General features: G+C 56.0%; 15 protein-coding genes and 1 other RNA gene. 11 read left to right on the top strand and 5 right to left on the bottom strand.

Annotation, left to right across the window (positions count from 1 at the left end; translation table 11 throughout):
* Nucleotides 1-17 precede the first annotated feature (17 nt).
* Nucleotides 18-827, bottom strand: a complete 810-nt coding sequence (locus K355_RS0114730) for a substrate-binding periplasmic protein (RefSeq protein ID WP_022732922.1) — start codon at nucleotides 825-827, stop codon at nucleotides 18-20.
* Between the two features lie 196 nt (nucleotides 828-1,023).
* On the opposite strand from K355_RS0114730, the gene rnpB reads away from it, so the two are divergent.
* Nucleotides 1,024-1,419, top strand: an RNA gene (gene rnpB, locus K355_RS25160) — RNase P RNA component class A.
* An 88-nt stretch (nucleotides 1,420-1,507) separates the two neighbouring features.
* Here rnpB and K355_RS0114725 read toward each other — a convergent pair.
* The 4 genes from K355_RS0114725 to K355_RS0114710 form a co-directional block, all read right to left on the bottom strand.
* Nucleotides 1,508-2,128, bottom strand: a complete 621-nt coding sequence (locus K355_RS0114725; RefSeq protein ID WP_022732921.1) for a pyridoxamine 5'-phosphate oxidase family protein — start codon at nucleotides 2,126-2,128, stop codon at nucleotides 1,508-1,510.
* A gap of 65 nt (nucleotides 2,129-2,193) precedes the next feature.
* Nucleotides 2,194-2,742 (bottom strand): cysteine hydrolase family protein, encoded by a 549-nt coding sequence (locus tag K355_RS0114720; RefSeq protein WP_081649534.1) that lies wholly within the window; start codon nucleotides 2,740-2,742, stop codon nucleotides 2,194-2,196.
* A gap of 116 nt (nucleotides 2,743-2,858) precedes the next feature.
* The gene (gene corA, locus K355_RS0114715; protein WP_022732919.1) at nucleotides 2,859-3,974 is read right to left on the bottom strand and encodes a magnesium/cobalt transporter CorA; all 1,116 of its coding nucleotides are present in this window, start codon (nucleotides 3,972-3,974) and stop codon (nucleotides 2,859-2,861) included.
* Between the two features lie 158 nt (nucleotides 3,975-4,132).
* Nucleotides 4,133-4,879 carry an EF-hand domain-containing protein gene (locus K355_RS0114710; protein WP_245562954.1) on the bottom strand — a complete coding sequence of 249 codons (747 nt, stop codon included), beginning with the start codon at nucleotides 4,877-4,879 and terminating at the stop codon, nucleotides 4,133-4,135.
* A 581-nt stretch (nucleotides 4,880-5,460) separates the two neighbouring features.
* Between K355_RS0114710 and K355_RS0114705 the strand changes: the two genes are divergently transcribed.
* The 10 genes from K355_RS0114705 to K355_RS0114660 all read left to right on the top strand — a co-directional run bounded on the left by K355_RS0114705 (nucleotide 5,461) and on the right by K355_RS0114660 (nucleotide 16,194).
* The gene (locus K355_RS0114705) at nucleotides 5,461-5,964 is read left to right on the top strand and encodes a division/cell wall cluster transcriptional repressor MraZ (RefSeq protein ID WP_022732917.1); all 504 of its coding nucleotides are present in this window, start codon (nucleotides 5,461-5,463) and stop codon (nucleotides 5,962-5,964) included.
* Complete coding sequence (gene rsmH / locus K355_RS0114700) at nucleotides 5,961-6,950, top strand: 16S rRNA (cytosine(1402)-N(4))-methyltransferase RsmH (protein ID WP_022732916.1); 990 nt, start codon at nucleotides 5,961-5,963, stop codon at nucleotides 6,948-6,950. The genes K355_RS0114705 and rsmH overlap by 4 nt, the downstream gene beginning before the upstream one ends.
* Complete coding sequence (gene ftsL / locus K355_RS0114695; RefSeq protein WP_022732915.1) at nucleotides 6,947-7,378, top strand: cell division protein FtsL; 432 nt, start codon at nucleotides 6,947-6,949, stop codon at nucleotides 7,376-7,378. Before rsmH ends, ftsL begins: the two co-directional genes overlap by 4 nt.
* Entirely contained in the window at nucleotides 7,375-9,093 is a 1,719-nt protein-coding gene (locus K355_RS0114690; protein WP_022732914.1) for a peptidoglycan D,D-transpeptidase FtsI family protein, read from the top strand. Before ftsL ends, K355_RS0114690 begins: the two co-directional genes overlap by 4 nt.
* Nucleotides 9,080-10,540 (top strand): UDP-N-acetylmuramoyl-L-alanyl-D-glutamate--2,6-diaminopimelate ligase, encoded by a 1,461-nt coding sequence (locus K355_RS0114685; protein WP_022732913.1) that lies wholly within the window; start codon nucleotides 9,080-9,082, stop codon nucleotides 10,538-10,540. Before K355_RS0114690 ends, K355_RS0114685 begins: the two co-directional genes overlap by 14 nt.
* 60 nt (nucleotides 10,541-10,600) lie before the next feature.
* Nucleotides 10,601-12,025 (top strand): UDP-N-acetylmuramoyl-tripeptide--D-alanyl-D-alanine ligase, encoded by a 1,425-nt coding sequence (locus K355_RS24105; RefSeq protein WP_022732912.1) that lies wholly within the window; start codon nucleotides 10,601-10,603, stop codon nucleotides 12,023-12,025.
* 30 nt (nucleotides 12,026-12,055) lie between these two features.
* The gene (mraY, locus tag K355_RS0114675; RefSeq protein WP_022732911.1) at nucleotides 12,056-13,144 is read left to right on the top strand and encodes a phospho-N-acetylmuramoyl-pentapeptide-transferase; all 1,089 of its coding nucleotides are present in this window, start codon (nucleotides 12,056-12,058) and stop codon (nucleotides 13,142-13,144) included.
* Between the two features lie 11 nt (nucleotides 13,145-13,155).
* Entirely contained in the window at nucleotides 13,156-14,550 is a 1,395-nt protein-coding gene (gene murD / locus K355_RS0114670; RefSeq protein ID WP_022732910.1) for a UDP-N-acetylmuramoyl-L-alanine--D-glutamate ligase, read from the top strand.
* The gene (gene ftsW, locus K355_RS0114665) at nucleotides 14,547-15,686 is read left to right on the top strand and encodes a putative lipid II flippase FtsW (protein WP_022732909.1); all 1,140 of its coding nucleotides are present in this window, start codon (nucleotides 14,547-14,549) and stop codon (nucleotides 15,684-15,686) included. The genes murD and ftsW overlap by 4 nt, the downstream gene beginning before the upstream one ends.
* Before the next feature lie 205 nt (nucleotides 15,687-15,891).
* Nucleotides 15,892-16,194 (top strand): ArsR/SmtB family transcription factor, encoded by a 303-nt coding sequence (locus K355_RS0114660; RefSeq protein ID WP_022732908.1) that lies wholly within the window; start codon nucleotides 15,892-15,894, stop codon nucleotides 16,192-16,194.
* Nucleotides 16,195-16,216 lie beyond the last annotated feature (22 nt).

Below are 16,216 nucleotides of genomic sequence, written 5' to 3'. Positions count from 1 at the left end.
CGCAGCATCCAGAAACACTACTGTTCAATGCTGTTGCTCTCTGCCGCGCCCGCCCCGTCAGAATGCTCGATATAGCGCGCATAGCCATTCCGGCTAAAACCAAGGTAGCGGTAATAAATATTATCCAGCTCGCCGCTTTCAACACCGTGCGCCATCGCAAGGTTAAAGTCGCCAAGGATGTCGGCTGTCTCTGCGCCAAGGCTTAGATAAAATTCGGCAACCTCAAGAGCCGGGTGCAAAACCTTGAACTGCATGGCGTCGCGCCGGGCACCAATGTCATAGCGCATCGACGCCAGATCGGCGAAGACAACATCGACGTGATGGCGGCGCAGCATCTCATACCCTTTGGCATTCTCGCCAACTTCGACCGCATGCATATCCGGGTTGCCTGCGATGGCCTCGGGATACTGGTCCCCAATAACCTTAAGCCAGCTTGCGCCCTCAAAACTTTCCGGCCCGCGATATTCGCTTTCAAGGAAGCTTGATCGCACAACCGCAACCGTCACCCGGCTGGCCAGCGAGTCTGATGATATCTTCAAGTTGGCACTTTTGGCATGCGCAACGTCATCAAGCAAAATGCCATCAACCGCCCCGTACCGCTGGGAAAACTGGCACCGTGCTGTCGGCATCGACACAAATGTCACCTCATGCCCGGCCCGCTCCATGAACGTGCGCACAATATCAACCGACAGACCTTCCGCACCGCTGCGCCCCTCATAGGCATAGGGAACCCATTTGTCGTAACAAATGCGGATCTCTTTTGCCTGCGCGCAGACAGACGTAAACAACAGCGCGACCGCGCCTATGAACCAGAATGCCCGATGCATGGGTGAATGTGCCAGCCTATAACTATACGGGTGGATGAATTTGAAGACGACTTTTACACTCTTTAGGATAGCAACGCAAATCTGTCTTTGCATGGCTCCAATGCTTTTTTGCCCGCATTTTTGCGCCCGACAGACAGTCGATTGAGATCACTGCTTTTTCTTGACGAACGACCCCATCTAACCTACATCACCGCAACCAGATGGCCGGATGGTCGCCCCTGCTGTTCGCAGCGGGGGAGGAAAGTCCGGGCTCCACGGAAACACGGTGCCAGATAACGTCTGGCGGGGGCGACCCTAGGGAAAGTGCCACAGAAAGGAAACCACCGAATCGCGCAAGCCATTCGGCAAGGGTGAAAGGGTGCGGTAAGAGCGCACCGGTCCTTCAGCAATGCGGGACGCATGGTAAACCCCACCGGGAGCAAAACCTAATAGGAATGGTCGGCCGGATGCTTCGGCATTGTCGGCAGGTGGGTTTTCGCACCACCATTCGGGTTGGTTGCAGGAGGCGTTCGGCGACGGACGTCCCAGATGAATGGCCATACAGTGCGGCTTGCCGCATGGACAGAACCCGGCTTACAGGCCATCTGGTCTTATTTTTTTGTAACGCCAATACGACAAAGGCGATGACATCCCGTCATCGCCTTGTACTAAAATTCACAAACCGCGCAAAACTGCTCAGCTCAACCGCGCTCGGCAATCGATGCGGCGAAATACTTATCGGCTTCTTCCTGTGTCCCGACCTCGAAATTCGCCGACGTCTGATCCTTGATCATTTTACCAAGGGTCGGCAACGTCTTGCGGTCAATCTGCGCATTTGCATCCCACAATTTGGACCGCATCAGCGATTTCGCACAATGCAGGAACGCTTCCTCGACCGTCACCTTGATCACCGTGACCGGCGGCTTTGGCGTATCGGCAAACTGCGCCAGCAATTCCGGATCGGTACGGATTTCAGCCGTGCCATTTACCCGCAATGTCTCATTGATGCCCGGCACAAAAAACAGCATCCCGACCTTCGGGTTTTCGACAATATTGGCCAGCGTATCAACCCGGTTATTGCCCGGACGGTCGGGCATCAGGATGGTGTTGTCATCAAGAACCTTGATAAAACCCGGACCATCACCGCGCGGGCTGACATCCGCATCCCCGTTCGAATCTGCCGATGAAATTACGGCAAAAGGTGCCAGATCGATGAAATGCTTGCAGTGCGGATCAAGTGCGGAAAGGCATTTTGAAACGGCAACTTCAAGGGGGGCACCATAGATGGCACGCAGCTTTTCTTGGGTATCAATTTTGGTCATGGGGGCACCTTTTGCGGAAATCAGGGGGCAAATTGCGTCAGCTGCAAACGCAAGTCAATTGCCGATCACCCGTCAATGATCTGTGCGACTGTTTTGACCGCGGCAAATTCACCATTAAGGCTGGCCAGCGCCACGTCATGAACCACATCTGCGCCAAACACGCGCCCATCGGGCAATTGGCGATCAAAGGTCGCACAGGCATCTGCGGCAATCGTCGCGTCAAAGCCAAGATTCCCCGCCATGCGGGTTGTCGTGTTCACACAATGGTCCGTCGTAATCCCGCACAGAACCAGCTTTGAAATCCCCTGTGCCCGCAAGTCCGCCTCAAGCGTTGTCCCGATAAAGGCCGAATTGACATTCTTGCCATAGACCAGCTCGCCGGAAATCGGGGCGACAATATCCTTGATCGCATTGCCCGCATGGGATGGATGCAGGCGCGATTGCGGCGCGGTCGAGTCATGTTTGACATGAATAACCGGCAATCCGGCCTTGCGCCAATGGGTCAGAAGCTTTGCTCCGTTGGTTTCCGCATCCGGATTATTGCGGTTTCCCCAATAGGCAAGGTCATCAAACCCTTGTTGCCAGTCAATCATAATCAAGGCGATCTTCGACATATCCATAGCTCCGCGATATCCGGTGAGAAGGTCGCGCAATCTACCAAAAAAAACCATGGCACAAAGGACAATTACCCCACCAATCTCGCCAAACTGCTTAAATTCCGAAGCCTGCCCTAAAGCCAGCCCTTCCGCTTGAAATACCAAAGCGGCAACACCGCCGACAGAACCATCAAGCCAATCGCCACCGGATAGCCAAATTGCCAGTCAAGTTCGGGCATGACCTCGAAATTCATGCCGTAAATGCTGGCAATCAGGGTTGGCGGCAAAAAGGCCGCCGCTGCGACCGAGAAAATCTTGATGATGTTGTTTTGCTCAAGACTGATCATGCCCAGCGTCGCATCCAGCAGGAACGTGACTTTATTGGCGATGAAATTGGCGTGCTCGGTAATCGACACGATATCGCGCGAGATAACCTTAAGCCGCGCCTTGGCGTCCTTTTTCAGCCGCGCCTGTGTCGACAGAAACAAGCCAAGCCGATGCAGGTTCAACAAACTGTCCTTGGCCTTGCCCGAAAGGTTGCCTGCCCGCCCGATCTGACGCAGGGTTTCCTGATGTCCCTGATCTGATTTCCGATCCTCAGGACTGGCAAAAACCTGATTGGACAGCCCTTCAAGGTCGGCCGCCGCTTGCTCCATCACGTCCGCCAGGCGATCAACAATCTGTTCGAGCAATCCAAACAAAACCGTCTCGGCACTGTGGGCAAGCGATGGGCTGCGGTTGACCCGGCGGATAAAGGTTTTAAACGGCACCGGATCGGCATAGCGCAGGGTAATCAGGGTTTTCTTGACCAGAATGAACGTTACCGCAGCGGTTTGCGGTGCGTCCGATGCCGCCCGGTTCAACACCGATACCGTCATGAACAACGCGCCATCTTCATCATACAAACGCGATGACAGCTCAATTTCCTGCATTTCTTCGCGGGTCGGAACTTCAATGCCAAATCGTTTTTCGATTTCGTGGATTTCATCATTGCTTGGCGACAAAAGATCCACCCAGACCGGCGTCCGAGGTGCCTTTGACACGGGCGACTTACCCGATGGTGTCGCGGTTGTTTCATCGCCCGAAACACTCGAAACATCCAAAACATCTGGCACCTTGGCAACGCCCGCTTCCGTCGCAGCCGCGCCAGATGCGCCATCATGCGTTTCTGTATCGGGGGCATTTTCGCTGCGGCTGCCGCCCTCATCGGATGTCGTACGTGCGGGTGCGAAAAATTCGTTGGTGTCCATGGCCTCTCTCCGTCGGCGCTGGCCTGTCGTTTGATCGCGGCCAGATTATGGGCCAAATTATGGATCAGTTTTTGTCATGCGTGTCTGATATACACCCGGCCATCAAAACCGGGAAACAACCTGTTGGGGCGTGAAACTTCCGTGACGCCGTCCTGACCCTAGAACGGCAGTACCGTCTGGAATGTAAACGGATCAACATCCGGTTCGGTTCCGCGTTTCTCATCAAACGCACTTTTGGCTTGGGCTAGGAATTCATCCTTGCTGATCATACTGTCCTTATCGGTATCATACTGCGCGAACAATAATTCCAGACGACGGCTCTCGGTGCGCAGCCGCTGCCGGTTGGCTTCGGGCGATCCGGGCAGTTGTTCGACGGCGGAAAATTCCCGCACGACCAGCACACTATCACCGTTGATATCGCGCCGCCGAAACATCCAGCTGGCATAGGATGCGGCCTCTTCCGCACCAATGCGACCATCCTGATCAATATCAACCGGGTGGAATTGTTCGCGGTACAGCTTGACCTGTTCGGGGATCCCCTGTGGCACCACGCCGGTTCCGCCGTTTTTTTCCGCCAGTGCCTTGGCAATCGCCTCATTCAGGCCGGGAACATTGGTCCCGGCACCCGGAATGCCGGTCATTCCAGCACCATCACCCGCGCCCGCACCATCAAGCCCCGACAGACCGGATAGTCCGCCCAATCCCCCCATGCCAAATCGCGACATCAGTTCAGGGTTATTTTGCAGTTGCTTCATAATCAGCGGCAGAAGTTCGCGCATTTGCGGCGATGTAACCTCGGGCGAAGTTGATCCTGATCCACCCCCGGCCTGATCCAGCGTCAAACCTTGCGCATGAACACCCTGCACATAGGGAACCACGCCGCTTGGCGTGATCGATATCGCCAAAAACGCACAACTCATTAAGAAAATGGCAGCTTTTATCCGCAACAATCGCGTCCTTCATCTCACTGACGCTGCCCCGCGCCAGTATCTGTTGCTGTCTTTAAGTCCCGTCCTGCATGCCGCGCAGGACACGTTCCGATCCTGACATCTTGCAGGAGTTTATCCGCGCATCAAACCCGATTGGGGCTTAAATCGCAAATTGTCTTCGTATGTCATGCCCGCAAGCTACACCAAACACGCCGCGTCCATAAGAACCCATACACCCGTTTTTAAGCGCCCCCATGGGTTCCCATGGACCACCTTTGGGATTTCATGGGCAGGAGATGGATAACACCGTGATTCAAAGCGTTTTTGGCGGAAATCAGGCTTTCTGCATATACACCGGAAGCACTGGGAATACCCTAAAACGTCACATCTGAACCCATCAAATCCCATTGACCCCCATCATTTCCCATGGTACCCCATAAGCAGGCATAATTTCTGTGCCATGCGGGGCATATCCATTTCAAACAGCAACCGGTCATCTGACCTCCCATTTGGGAACCTGTTTTTGAATTGGTTTTTTTGATCAGGGGAATGGCGAAGTGCTGTTCACAGGGACGCACATTCACAAGCTGGACCGGAAGGGACGCGTATCCGTCCCCAAGCGGTTCCGTGCGGCCCTTGAACGTGAAGAATTCGCTGGCATCTACCTGTATCAATCCCACAAGGAAAGCGCCCTTGAAGGCTGCAGCGAAAGCCATATGGAGCGCATCGCAGCATCGCTTGATGAACTCGACATGTTCTCGGACGAGGCCGACGATCTGGCCGATACCATCCTTGGCTCCTCGCACATGCTGCCCTATGACGGCGAAGGCCGCATCATTCTGCCCGCCGAACTCATCGAATATGCCCGCATCGAAGATCAGGTCGCCTTTGTTGGCCGTGGTCGCACCTTCCGTCTGTGGAACCCTGACATCTTTACACCCCTGCAAGATGCCAGCCGGACCCGAACGTTGAACCGTGGCGCGACACTCAAACTCAAACCGATGACTGAACCCTCGAACGGCACACGCCCGCGTGCCCCGACCGAGGAGGATGCATCATGACCGATCAGGACATCAGCTTTGCGACAGAAGATCGCCCGCACAAACCGGTTTTGCTCCGCGAGGTGCTTGACGCTCTTGCACCCGGTGACGGCGAAATCATGGTGGATGGTACGTTTGGCGCAGGCGGTTACTCCCGCGCCATTCTTGATTCCGCCCAGTGTGAGCTGTTTGGCATTGACCGCGACCCGACTGCGGTTGCCAACGGCCAGAAAATGGAAGCCGACTACAACGGTCGCTTCCACATGGTCGAAGGATGCTTTGGCGAGATCGGTAAACTGATCCCCGCTGCTGGCGCACCACAAGTTGACGGCATCGTGCTTGATATCGGCGTTTCATCGATGCAGATTGATCAGGCGGATCGCGGCTTTTCATTCCGCACCGATGGCCCGCTTGATATGCGCATGTCAATGTCGGGTCCAACGGCGGCTGATTTCATCAACACCGCCGAAGAAGAAGACATCGCCAACGTCATTTACCGCTACGGCGAAGAACGCGCCTCGCGCAAGGTCGCGCGTAAAATCATGGAAATGCGCGCCGAAGAACCCTTTACCACGACATCCCAGCTTGCCCGTGCGGTGCGCTCGGTCGTGCGCAAATCCAAGGACGGCATTGATCCGGCCACCCGCACGTTTCAGGCGCTGCGCATTTTTGTAAATGACGAACTTGGCGAACTTGAACGCGCGATGGCTGCGGCCGAAACTTTGCTGAAACCCGGTGGCCGTCTGGTGGTTGTGACCTTCCATTCGCTTGAAGACCGTCAGGTCAAAACATTTATGAAGGAACGTTCGGGCGATCCGAACAAAATGTCGCGTCGTCTTCCGGGCGAACCCGAAGTCGCAACGCCGACCTTCACGACCATCACCCGCAAGGCCGTCACCGGCCAGAAGGACGAAATTCGCGCCAACCCGCGTGCGCGGTCGGCCAAACTGCGTGCGGTTGCCCGCAACGATCAGCCTGCGACGACTGCGCAAGGGGGTAAAGAATGACCCGCGCGGTGACAATTATCGGCTTGCTTCTGACCATCCTGATTGGGACTGGCACCTATTGGGTCAGTCACGAAGTCGAACGCCTTGAAAAACGCTACGCTGATATTCAGTCCGATATTCTGGCCGAACAGGAAACCATCCATGTGCTTCAGGCCGAATGGAGCTACCTGAACAATCCTGAACGGATCGAACGGTTATCCCAGCAATATCTCAGCCTGGCGCAGATCGATATTCTCCAGATGGCCAGCATCGATGACCTGCCCGAAAATGCCGATCAGCATCTTTATCGTCTGGACAAATTTGGCGAGGCAGTTGCCTTCCTGCCGCTCCCGCGTGCCCGACCGGGCGATCTGATGTCTGACGAGGCCGCCGACGCCATGATCATTGATGCCCCCTCGGTCGCCGCCACCGCAGGAGGCACGCGATGAGCTTCATGCGTTTCTCATACTGGCTGCGCGGGGATCGTCCGGAACTCGGACCCGATCAACGTGAACGTCTGGCGATTGAAACTGCACGTAACCGCATTTTCATCACCGGCGCGATGTTCATCGTTGGCTTTACCTGGATCACCTATGGTCTGGTCGATGCTTCTGTTTTGCGTCAGGGCAACGAACCTGCTGTGGCCTCGGGAACCGATGCGCGCGAACTTAAAACCGAACGCGCCGACATCGTCGATCGCAACGGCATTTTGCTTGCCACCGATCTTCCGACCAATTCGCTTTATGCCGACGCCCGCGTGGTAAAGGACCCGGTTGAGTCCGCCGACATGCTGCTAACAGCCCTGCCCGATCTGGACCGCGATACGCTGATCCGGCATTTAAGCTCGCGCAAGGCCTTCGTCTGGATCCGCCGCAACCTGACTCCCGAACAGCAATATGAAGTCAACTCGCTGGGCGTTCCCGGTCTGAATTTCCAACGTGAAGAACGCCGCGTTTACCCGCATGGCCGCCTGTTCTCACACGTGCTTGGCTTTACCGATATCGATAACAACGGCATTGCCGGTGCCGAACGCGAATTTGATAACGAACTGCGCATCAACAACGGCCCTTTGCAATTGTCGGTCGATACCCGGGTGCAATACGCGCTTGAGGAAGAAGTCGAAAGTGCGATGGAAACCTACAGTGCGGTTGGCGCTGCCGGGCTTGTGATGGATGTCTACACCGGCGAAGTCATCGCCATGACGTCCCTTCCCAATTTTGACCCGCACCGCCCCGGTCAGGCGCCTGCGGATGCGCGGTTCAACCGCAGCACGCTGGGCGTTTATGAAATGGGTTCGGTGTTCAAACTGTTTAACACTGCAATCGCGCTTGAGACCGGCTCGGCAAACCTGAACTCGGTTTTCGATGCCACCGAACCACTGCGCGTTGCGCGCTTCTCGATCCGTGATTACCACGCCGAGAACCGCTGGCTGACCGTGCCGGAAATTCTGGTCCATAGCTCGAACATCGGTTCGGCCCGTATGGCGATGGCCTTTGGCGGCGCGACCCAGCAAAAATACCTCAAAAAGCTTGGCATGCTCGACAAGCCAGAAATCGAACTTCCTGAAGTCGGCGGGCCACTTGTGCCCAATCCGTGGCGTGAAATCAACACCATGACCATTGCCTTTGGTCACGGCATTGCCGTCACCCCGCTTCAGGTCGTCAACGGTATTTCCACCATTGCAAACGGTGGTATTCGCCGCCCGTCCACCGTCCTCAGACAAGACGGTGCCCCGGCAGGCGAACGTGTCTTTTCCCGAGAAACGTCTGACCTGATGCGTCGTTTGATGCGTCTGGTTGTGACCGAAGGATCGGGCAAAAACGCCGAAGTGGCGGGCTACTTCCTTGGCGGGAAGACCGGCACCTCGGAAAAACTCGTGAACGGGCGCTACGTAAAGAACGCCCGCATGTCGACCTTTGTCGCCGCCTTCCCGATGCAGGACCCGAAATATGTGGTTCTGGTGACGCTAGACGAGCCCAAAGGCACAAAAAAAACCTATGGATTTGCCACAGCAGGATGGGTGTCCGCCCCTGCGGTTGGCAAGGTTGTGACACGTATTGCTCCCCTTTTGGGCATTGAACCGGCGAATGCGAAGGCGCCGGAGATCGAGCAAGCGTTGCAGATTGAACTTCGCAAAGGGGAACGCAAACTTGCGTCTTTCTGAACTCATGGCAGGTGATCAAGCGGCACTTAAACATGCCCAAGGACAGGACCCGGATATCACGGGCCTGACAGCAGACTCACGCACCGTAAAGGATGGCTATATCTTTGCCGCCCTGTCTGGTGCCAAGGACGACGGCTCGAAATACATCGCCGATGCGATCAAGCTCGGCGCCGCCGCCATTTTGGCCAAGGACGGAACGCCCCGTCCAAGTGCCCCGACGGTTCCCCTGATCCCGGTTGAAAACCCGCGAAAGCGCTACGCACAGCTTGCTGCGCGCTTTTATGGGCAGCAACCTGCCAACATCGCGGCAATCACCGGCACCAACGGCAAAACATCGACCGCGATCTTTACCGAACAGCTCTGGACGATCATGGGCAATATGTCGGGTTCCATCGGCACCCTTGGCATTCGCGCCGCGGGCGCAAAAATCCCCGGTTCGCTCACCACGCCAGACCCGGTTGCCCTGCATCAGGGTCTCAATGAAATGTATGAAATCGGTGTCACCCACGTCGCGATGGAGGCAAGCTCGCACGGGCTCGACCAGCATCGCCTTGACGGGGTCAAGGTCACCGTGGCTGCCTTTACCAACCTGTCGCGCGATCATCTTGATTACCACGGCAGCTTTGACAAATACTTCGCCGCCAAGGCCCGCCTGTTTTCCGACCTTCTGGTGGCTGATGGCACTGCGGTGCTGAACGCCGATGTCGAACAGTTCGCGACGCTGAAAGCCATGTGCGAAAAGCGCGGCTTAACCGTAATGTCCTACGGCGAAAATGCCGATGACATCAAACTGGTCTCCGCCGTTCCTGATAGTACCGGCACCAAACTGACCCTTCTGGCAAACAAGGGTGAATACAAAATTCACCTCCCGCTGATGGGCAGTTTTCAGGTGATGAACGCGCTCGCCGCCCTTGCGATTGTCATCGCCTCGGGTGCCGATATCGACCCGGCGGTTCTCGCCCTTGAAAAGCTTGAAGGTGTGCGGGGTCGCATGGAACTGGTTGGCAAAACCAGCTTTGGCGCCCCGGTGTTTGTTGATTACGCCCATACCCCCGATGCGCTTGAAACCGTGATCAAGGCTGTCCGTCCGCATTGCAAAGGACGCATTGTCTGTGTCTTTGGCGCGGGTGGGGATCGTGATACCGGCAAACGCCCGCTGATGGGCAAGGTCGCACAGGATTTCGCCGATATTGCCATCATCACTGATGACAACCCGCGCAGCGAAAATCCCGCCACCATTCGCGCTGCCATCAAAAAGGCATGTGACGGCGGCATTGAAATTGGCGACCGCGCAGATGCGATCAAACGCGGCATTGGCATCCTGCAACGCAATGATGTTTTGATCATCGCGGGCAAGGGCCACGAACGCGGCCAGATCATCGGCGATCAGGTGATGCCGTTTGATGATGCATCGGTTGCGCGCAGCATCCTTGCCGGTGGCAACTGACCATAAATTCCCGTTACGGCACCCTGGTCGTAACGGCCTGATGAGAAAGAAAGTAACCCTATGACCAAGGCTGTTTTATGGACGGCACAAGATGCCCAAACCGCAACCGGTGGCACAACATCCGGCGACTGGACGGTATCGGGCATCTCAATCGACAGCCGCAAGGTCACCAAGGGCGATCTGTTCATCGCCCTTAAGGGCCCGAATTTTGACGGCCACACATTTGCGCAGGCCGCCCTTGATGCCGGTGCGTCCGCCGTCATGGTCGATGACGCGACCGGCATTACCGATCCCGATAAAATCCTTCTGGTCGATGACACCATGGCCGCCCTGAACCGTCTGGGCGACGCCGGGCGTGCACGAAGCAACGCCAAAATCGTCGCCATCACCGGCAGTGTCGGTAAAACCGGCACCAAGGAAGCGTTGAAATACGTGCTCAGCCAGCAGGGCAAAACCCACGCCAGCCCGGCCAGCTTTAACAACCATTGGGGTGTTCCGATCAGTCTGGCGACCCTTCCGGTCGACGCCCAATACGGCGTTCTTGAAATCGGCATGAACCATCCCGGCGAAATCAGCCCGCTGGTTAAGATGGTCAAACCATCGGTTGCCATGATCACCACCGTCGTCGGCGCGCACACCGAATATTTCAAGGACGAAGCCGAAATCGCCATGGCCAAGGCCGAAATTTTTGACGGTCTGAACAAAAATGGCGCGGTCATCCTCAACCGTGACAATCTGCATTATTTCGCACTGGCACGCCGGGCCAAGGAACTGGGCCTGACCGACATCAAATCATTTGGCACCGATGCGGTTGCCAATTACCGCCTGTTTGAAGCCAACATCGTCAATGATGGCAGTGCGGTGCGCGCGCGCATTGATGGCCATGAACTGGAATATTTCATCGGCTGCCCCGGCGAACACTGGGTGATCAATTCACTCGCGGTTCTGGGCTGTGTCGCGGCCATTGGTGCGGATGTCGAACGCGCCGCCCGCGACCTGGCCGATGTTACCCCGCCTGCAGGCCGGGGCGAAACATCCACGGTCAAACTGCCCTCGGGTGATGGCACCTTTACCCTGATTGATGATGCCTATAACGCCAACCCGACCTCGATGATGGCCGGGATCAAGGTTCTGGCCCAAAGCAAACCCGCTGAGGGCGGCCGCAAGATCGCGGTTCTGGGCGACATGCGCGAACTGGGCGATGATGCGGTTAAAATGCATGCTGACCTTCATCACCCTTTGACCGCGATGGAAATTAACCGGGTTTATTGTGTCGGTCCCTTGATGGCTGAGCTTGATAAAACCCTGCCGGACGCCATAAATGCCGGACATTTCGAAACTGCGGATGCCGCAATTGCGCCGATTAAGGCCGATCTTAAGCCCGGCGACGTGGTTTTGATCAAAGGATCGCTTGGCATTTACGTTTCGAAAATTGTATCGGCGTTAAAATCGGGCGGCGTGGTCGACAAACCCGCACCCCAATAGAAATTCGTCGCAGAAGGAACGACAAGAGCAATGCTCTATAATCTGCTTTATCCGCTGGCCGATCAGATGCCGGTTTTCAACCTGTTTCGGTACATCACGTTCCGCACAGGCGGCGCGATCATAACATCGCTTATCCTTGCTTTTGTTCTGGGCCCGTCCCTGATCCGCTGGTTGCGGTCCAAACAAAGCGAAGGTCAGCCGATCCGCGAAGACGGCCCGGAAGGTCACCTTCTGACCAAAAAAGGCACGCCCACCATGGGCGGTCTTTTGCTGTTGATTTCAACATCGATCGCCACCCTGTTATGGGCCGATCTGACCAATGCCTATGTCTGGGCGGTTTTACTCGTCACCATCGGCTATGGGTTCCTCGGCTTCCTTGATGACTTCCTCAAGGTGTCAAAGAAAAACACCAAGGGCTTACCCGGCAAGATAAAGCTGCTCGGTCAGTTTTCCATTGCCGCCCTTGCCGCCTTCTGGATTTCTTATAACACCGCCGATCCGCTTTCGACCGCACTGGCCTTCCCGTTTTTCAAGAACTACCTGCTTGATCTCGGCTGGTTCTTTATCCCGTTTGCCATGTTTGTCATGGTCGGGGCGTCAAACTCCGTCAACCTGACCGATGGGCTCGACGGGCTTGCGATTGTGCCGGTCATGATTGCCGCGGCCAGTTTTGCGCTGATCACCTATCTGATCGGCAACATCCAATTTGCCGAATATCTTCAGGTCCATTACGTCGCCGGATCAGGCGAACTCACCATTTTCCTTGGCGCGCTGGTCGGTGCTGGCCTTGGGTTCCTGTGGTACAACGCCCCGCCTGCCATGGTGTTTATGGGCGATACCGGGTCGCTTGCCTTGGGCGGCGCACTTGGGGCTGTGTCGGTTGTCACCAAACACGAACTGGTTCTGGCCATCATTGGTGGCTTGTTTGTGCTTGAAACCCTGTCGGTAATCATTCAGGTCGGCTCGTTCAAACTGACCGGAAAGCGTGTATTTCGCATGGCGCCCCTGCATCACCATTTTGAAAAAAAGGGCTGGCAGGAAGCAACCATCGTCATTCGTTTCTGGATCATCGCCGTGATCCTTGCCCTTGTCGGGCTTGCCACCCTTAAACTTCGCTAAGGAAAACACCCTTGATTGATCTTTCACACTTGCGCGGCAAAACCATCGCGGTTCTGGGGCTCGGCAAATCGGGTCTTGCCAGTGTGAAGGCATTGATCAATGCCGGTGCGATTGTCTGGGCGTGGGATGACAACGCATCGGGTCGTGATCTGATCGAACCATTGGGCTTGGCCCCGATCAATCTGGTTGAGTGTGACTGGACCGAACCCGACATGCTGGTCATAAGCCCCGGCATCCCGTCCACCTTCCCGACCCCGCACCCGGCGGCCGAAAAGGCACGCCGGGCCGGTGTGCCGATCATTTGCGACGTTGAATTGCTCTGTACCGCCCAACCCGATGTGCCGACCTTGGCGATCACCGGCACCAATGGCAAATCCACCACAACTGCGCTTACCGCCCATATTCTGGCCGGTGCCGGGATCAAAACGCAGGCCGGGGGCAATCTTGGCAATGCCGCCCTTGGTCTTGAACCATCCGGTCCTGATGATTGTCTGGTGCTTGAACTGTCGTCCTATCAACTTGATCTGCTGGCCGACGCCGCCTTTGATGCCTGCGCACTTTTAAACATCACGCCCGACCATCTGGATCGTCACGGCGGGATGGATGGCTATATCGGCGCAAAATATCAGATTTTTGCGCGTAACAAGGGCCCGAAATGGGCGATCATTTCGATTGATGATGAAAATTGCGCCAAAATGTCGGTCGAACTGGCCCGCGAAGGCGGCCGCCACATCATCGAAATTTCGATCAATCAACCGGTTGATCACGGTATTTATGTTTCTGATGGCTGGTTGATTGATGATATTTCGGGCGCACAAACCCGTATTCTCGATCTCACCACCGTTGCCCAGATGCCCGGTAAACATAACTGGCAAAACATTGCCTTTGCCTATGCGCTCTGTCGCGCACGCGGTGTTGATGCCACCCGGATCATTGATGGCATCCTGTCATTCCCCGGCCTCGCCCATCGTCAGGAACGCTTGGGCACCATTGACGGCGTTGTCTTTGTCAATGACAGCAAGGCCACCAATGCCGAAGCCTCCGCCAAGGCACTCTCGGCCTATCAAAACATCTACTGGATTGTTGGCGGCAAACCCAAGGAAGGCGGCATCGCCGGGCTTGAGGCATTCTACCCCAACATCAAGAAGGCCTATCTGATCGGGGCGGCCACCAATGAGTTTGCCGACGCACTCGGTACCGATCTGCCATGGGATAAATGCCAAACCCTTGATGTCGCCACCAGGGCGGCGTTTGAAGATGCCAAAACCAACGGTGATGACGCCCCGGTGGTCATGCTGACCCCGGCCTGCGCGTCGTTCGATCAATTCAAAAGTTTCGAAGCCCGCGGCGATGCCTTCCGCGACATTTATGCCCATCTCGCCACCAACGCGCAGGAACGCTCATGAAATCGCTGTTTGGTCATAATACCAATATTGCCTTTTCCCGCGCGGACACCTCCGTTCTGGGCATCTGGTGGTGGACGGTCGATCGCTGGTTTCTTGCCGCCATCATTTTGCTGATGGGCATTGGCGCACTTCTGGTGATGTCGGCAAGCCCGCCGGTGGCCGACCGCATCAATGTCGATAGCTTCCACTTCGTCACCCGCCAGTTTGTCTTTCTCGGTCTTGCTGCCGCCTGCATGTTCTCAATTTCACTGCTGCCGGTGAAATGGGTCCGAAGGCTGGCCTCGATCATGTTCCTTGGCGTCATTTTCCTTTTGATCATCACCCCGTTCATCGGCTCGGAGATCAAGGGGGCGGTGCGCTGGATCCACCTTGCAGGTGTCACAATTCAGCCGTCCGAGTTCCTAAAACCGGCCTTTGCGGTTGTCGTGGCATGGATGTTTGCCGAAGGTCGGCTTAACCCCAATTTCCCCGGCTACATCGTCAGCAGCCTGATGCTGGCCCTGTGTATTTTCCTTCTGATGATCCAGCCTGATTTTGGGCAAACGGTGGTTGTGACCTCCATCTGGTCGGTGCAAATCTTCCTCGCTGGCCTTCCGATCATTCTGGTGTTTTGTCTGGGCTTGGGGGCTGTTGGCCTTGCGGTCAGTGCCTATTTGATCTTACCCCACGTGCAATCACGCGTGGACCGCTTCCTTGATCCGGCATCGGGCGACAACTATCAAATCGAACGTTCGATGGAAGCTTTCATGAACGGCGGCATCATGGGGCGCGGCCCCGGCGAAGGCTGGGTCAAAAACTCGATCCCCGATGCCCATTCCGACTTTATCTTTGCCGTGGCCGGCGAAGAATTCGGCTTGCTGTTCTGTGTGCTGGTCGTCGGCGTCTTTGCCTTCATCATCATGCGCGGCCTGTCGCGCCTCATGGGCGAACGCAACCTGTTCGTCGTGCTGGCGGTAACCGGCATTCTGGTGCAGTTCGGCTTGCAGGCGGTCATCAACATGGCCTCCACCCTGCAACTGGTCCCGCCAAAGGGCATGACCCTGCCGTTTGTTTCCTACGGCGGCTCGGCCACCATCGGCATCGCCATTGGCATGGGCTTTGTTCTCGCCCTCACCCGCAAACGTCCGGGCGAATAACCGACCCGCGAACAGTGCGCAATGGATTCCCGCCTTCGCGGGAATGACACCTCATCAAAACAACAGCCCAACACCGTCTCTCCCGCGAAGGCGGGAGTCCAGCGTGCCGCGTGATCACTTCATAAGAAATGGCCTGTAGCAGCACCACTTCGACCGTGATCACATTTCGCATTGACATATCGGTAAATCTCGATATTCTCGCGATATGGAAATGCTCGAAATATTCAAAGCCCTCTCAAACCGTACGCGCCTTGAAATCCTCAAAGGCTTGAAGGACCCTGCGAACAGCTTCCCTCCGCAGGACGAAGGTGACGTGCATACGGTGGGCGTCTGCGTCAGCAGCATCCAGGAAGGCGTTGGACTGTCGCAGTCAACCGTGTCTGATTATCTTGCAACCCTGCAACGTGTAGGATTGGTCGATGTCAGGCGCATCGGGCAATGGACTTACTACAAACGGAATGAAGCAACTATAAGCGCTCTTGCTGAGATCATAGGGAAAGAACTGTAGTTTTTTCCCACATTACATCGAA

This window comes from Thalassospira lucentensis MCCC 1A00383 = DSM 14000, assembly GCF_000421265.1.
Lineage (GTDB): Bacteria > Pseudomonadota > Alphaproteobacteria > Rhodospirillales > Thalassospiraceae > Thalassospira > Thalassospira lucentensis.
The sequence above is the reverse complement of the archived record's forward strand: the minus strand, read 5'-3'. Positions and strand labels throughout refer to the sequence as shown.

Coding starts and splice junctions, on each gene's coding strand:
- K355_RS0114730 (WP_022732922.1), bottom strand. CDS start 827: ATGCATCGGGCATTCTGGTTCATAGGCGCGGTCGCGCTGTTGTTTACG.
- K355_RS0114725 (WP_022732921.1), bottom strand. CDS start 2,128: ATGACCAAAATTGATACCCAAGAAAAGCTGCGTGCCATCTATGGTGCC.
- K355_RS0114720 (WP_081649534.1), bottom strand. CDS start 2,742: ATGTCGAAGATCGCCTTGATTATGATTGACTGGCAACAAGGGTTTGAT.
- corA (WP_022732919.1), bottom strand. CDS start 3,974: ATGGACACCAACGAATTTTTCGCACCCGCACGTACGACATCCGATGAG.
- rsmH (WP_022732916.1), top strand. CDS start 5,961: ATGACCGATCAGGACATCAGCTTTGCGACAGAAGATCGCCCGCACAAA.
- ftsL (WP_022732915.1), top strand. CDS start 6,947: ATGACCCGCGCGGTGACAATTATCGGCTTGCTTCTGACCATCCTGATT.
- K355_RS0114690 (WP_022732914.1), top strand. CDS start 7,375: ATGAGCTTCATGCGTTTCTCATACTGGCTGCGCGGGGATCGTCCGGAA.
- K355_RS24105 (WP_022732912.1), top strand. CDS start 10,601: ATGACCAAGGCTGTTTTATGGACGGCACAAGATGCCCAAACCGCAACC.
- mraY (WP_022732911.1), top strand. CDS start 12,056: ATGCTCTATAATCTGCTTTATCCGCTGGCCGATCAGATGCCGGTTTTC.
- ftsW (WP_022732909.1), top strand. CDS start 14,547: ATGAAATCGCTGTTTGGTCATAATACCAATATTGCCTTTTCCCGCGCG.
- K355_RS0114660 (WP_022732908.1), top strand. CDS start 15,892: ATGGAAATGCTCGAAATATTCAAAGCCCTCTCAAACCGTACGCGCCTT.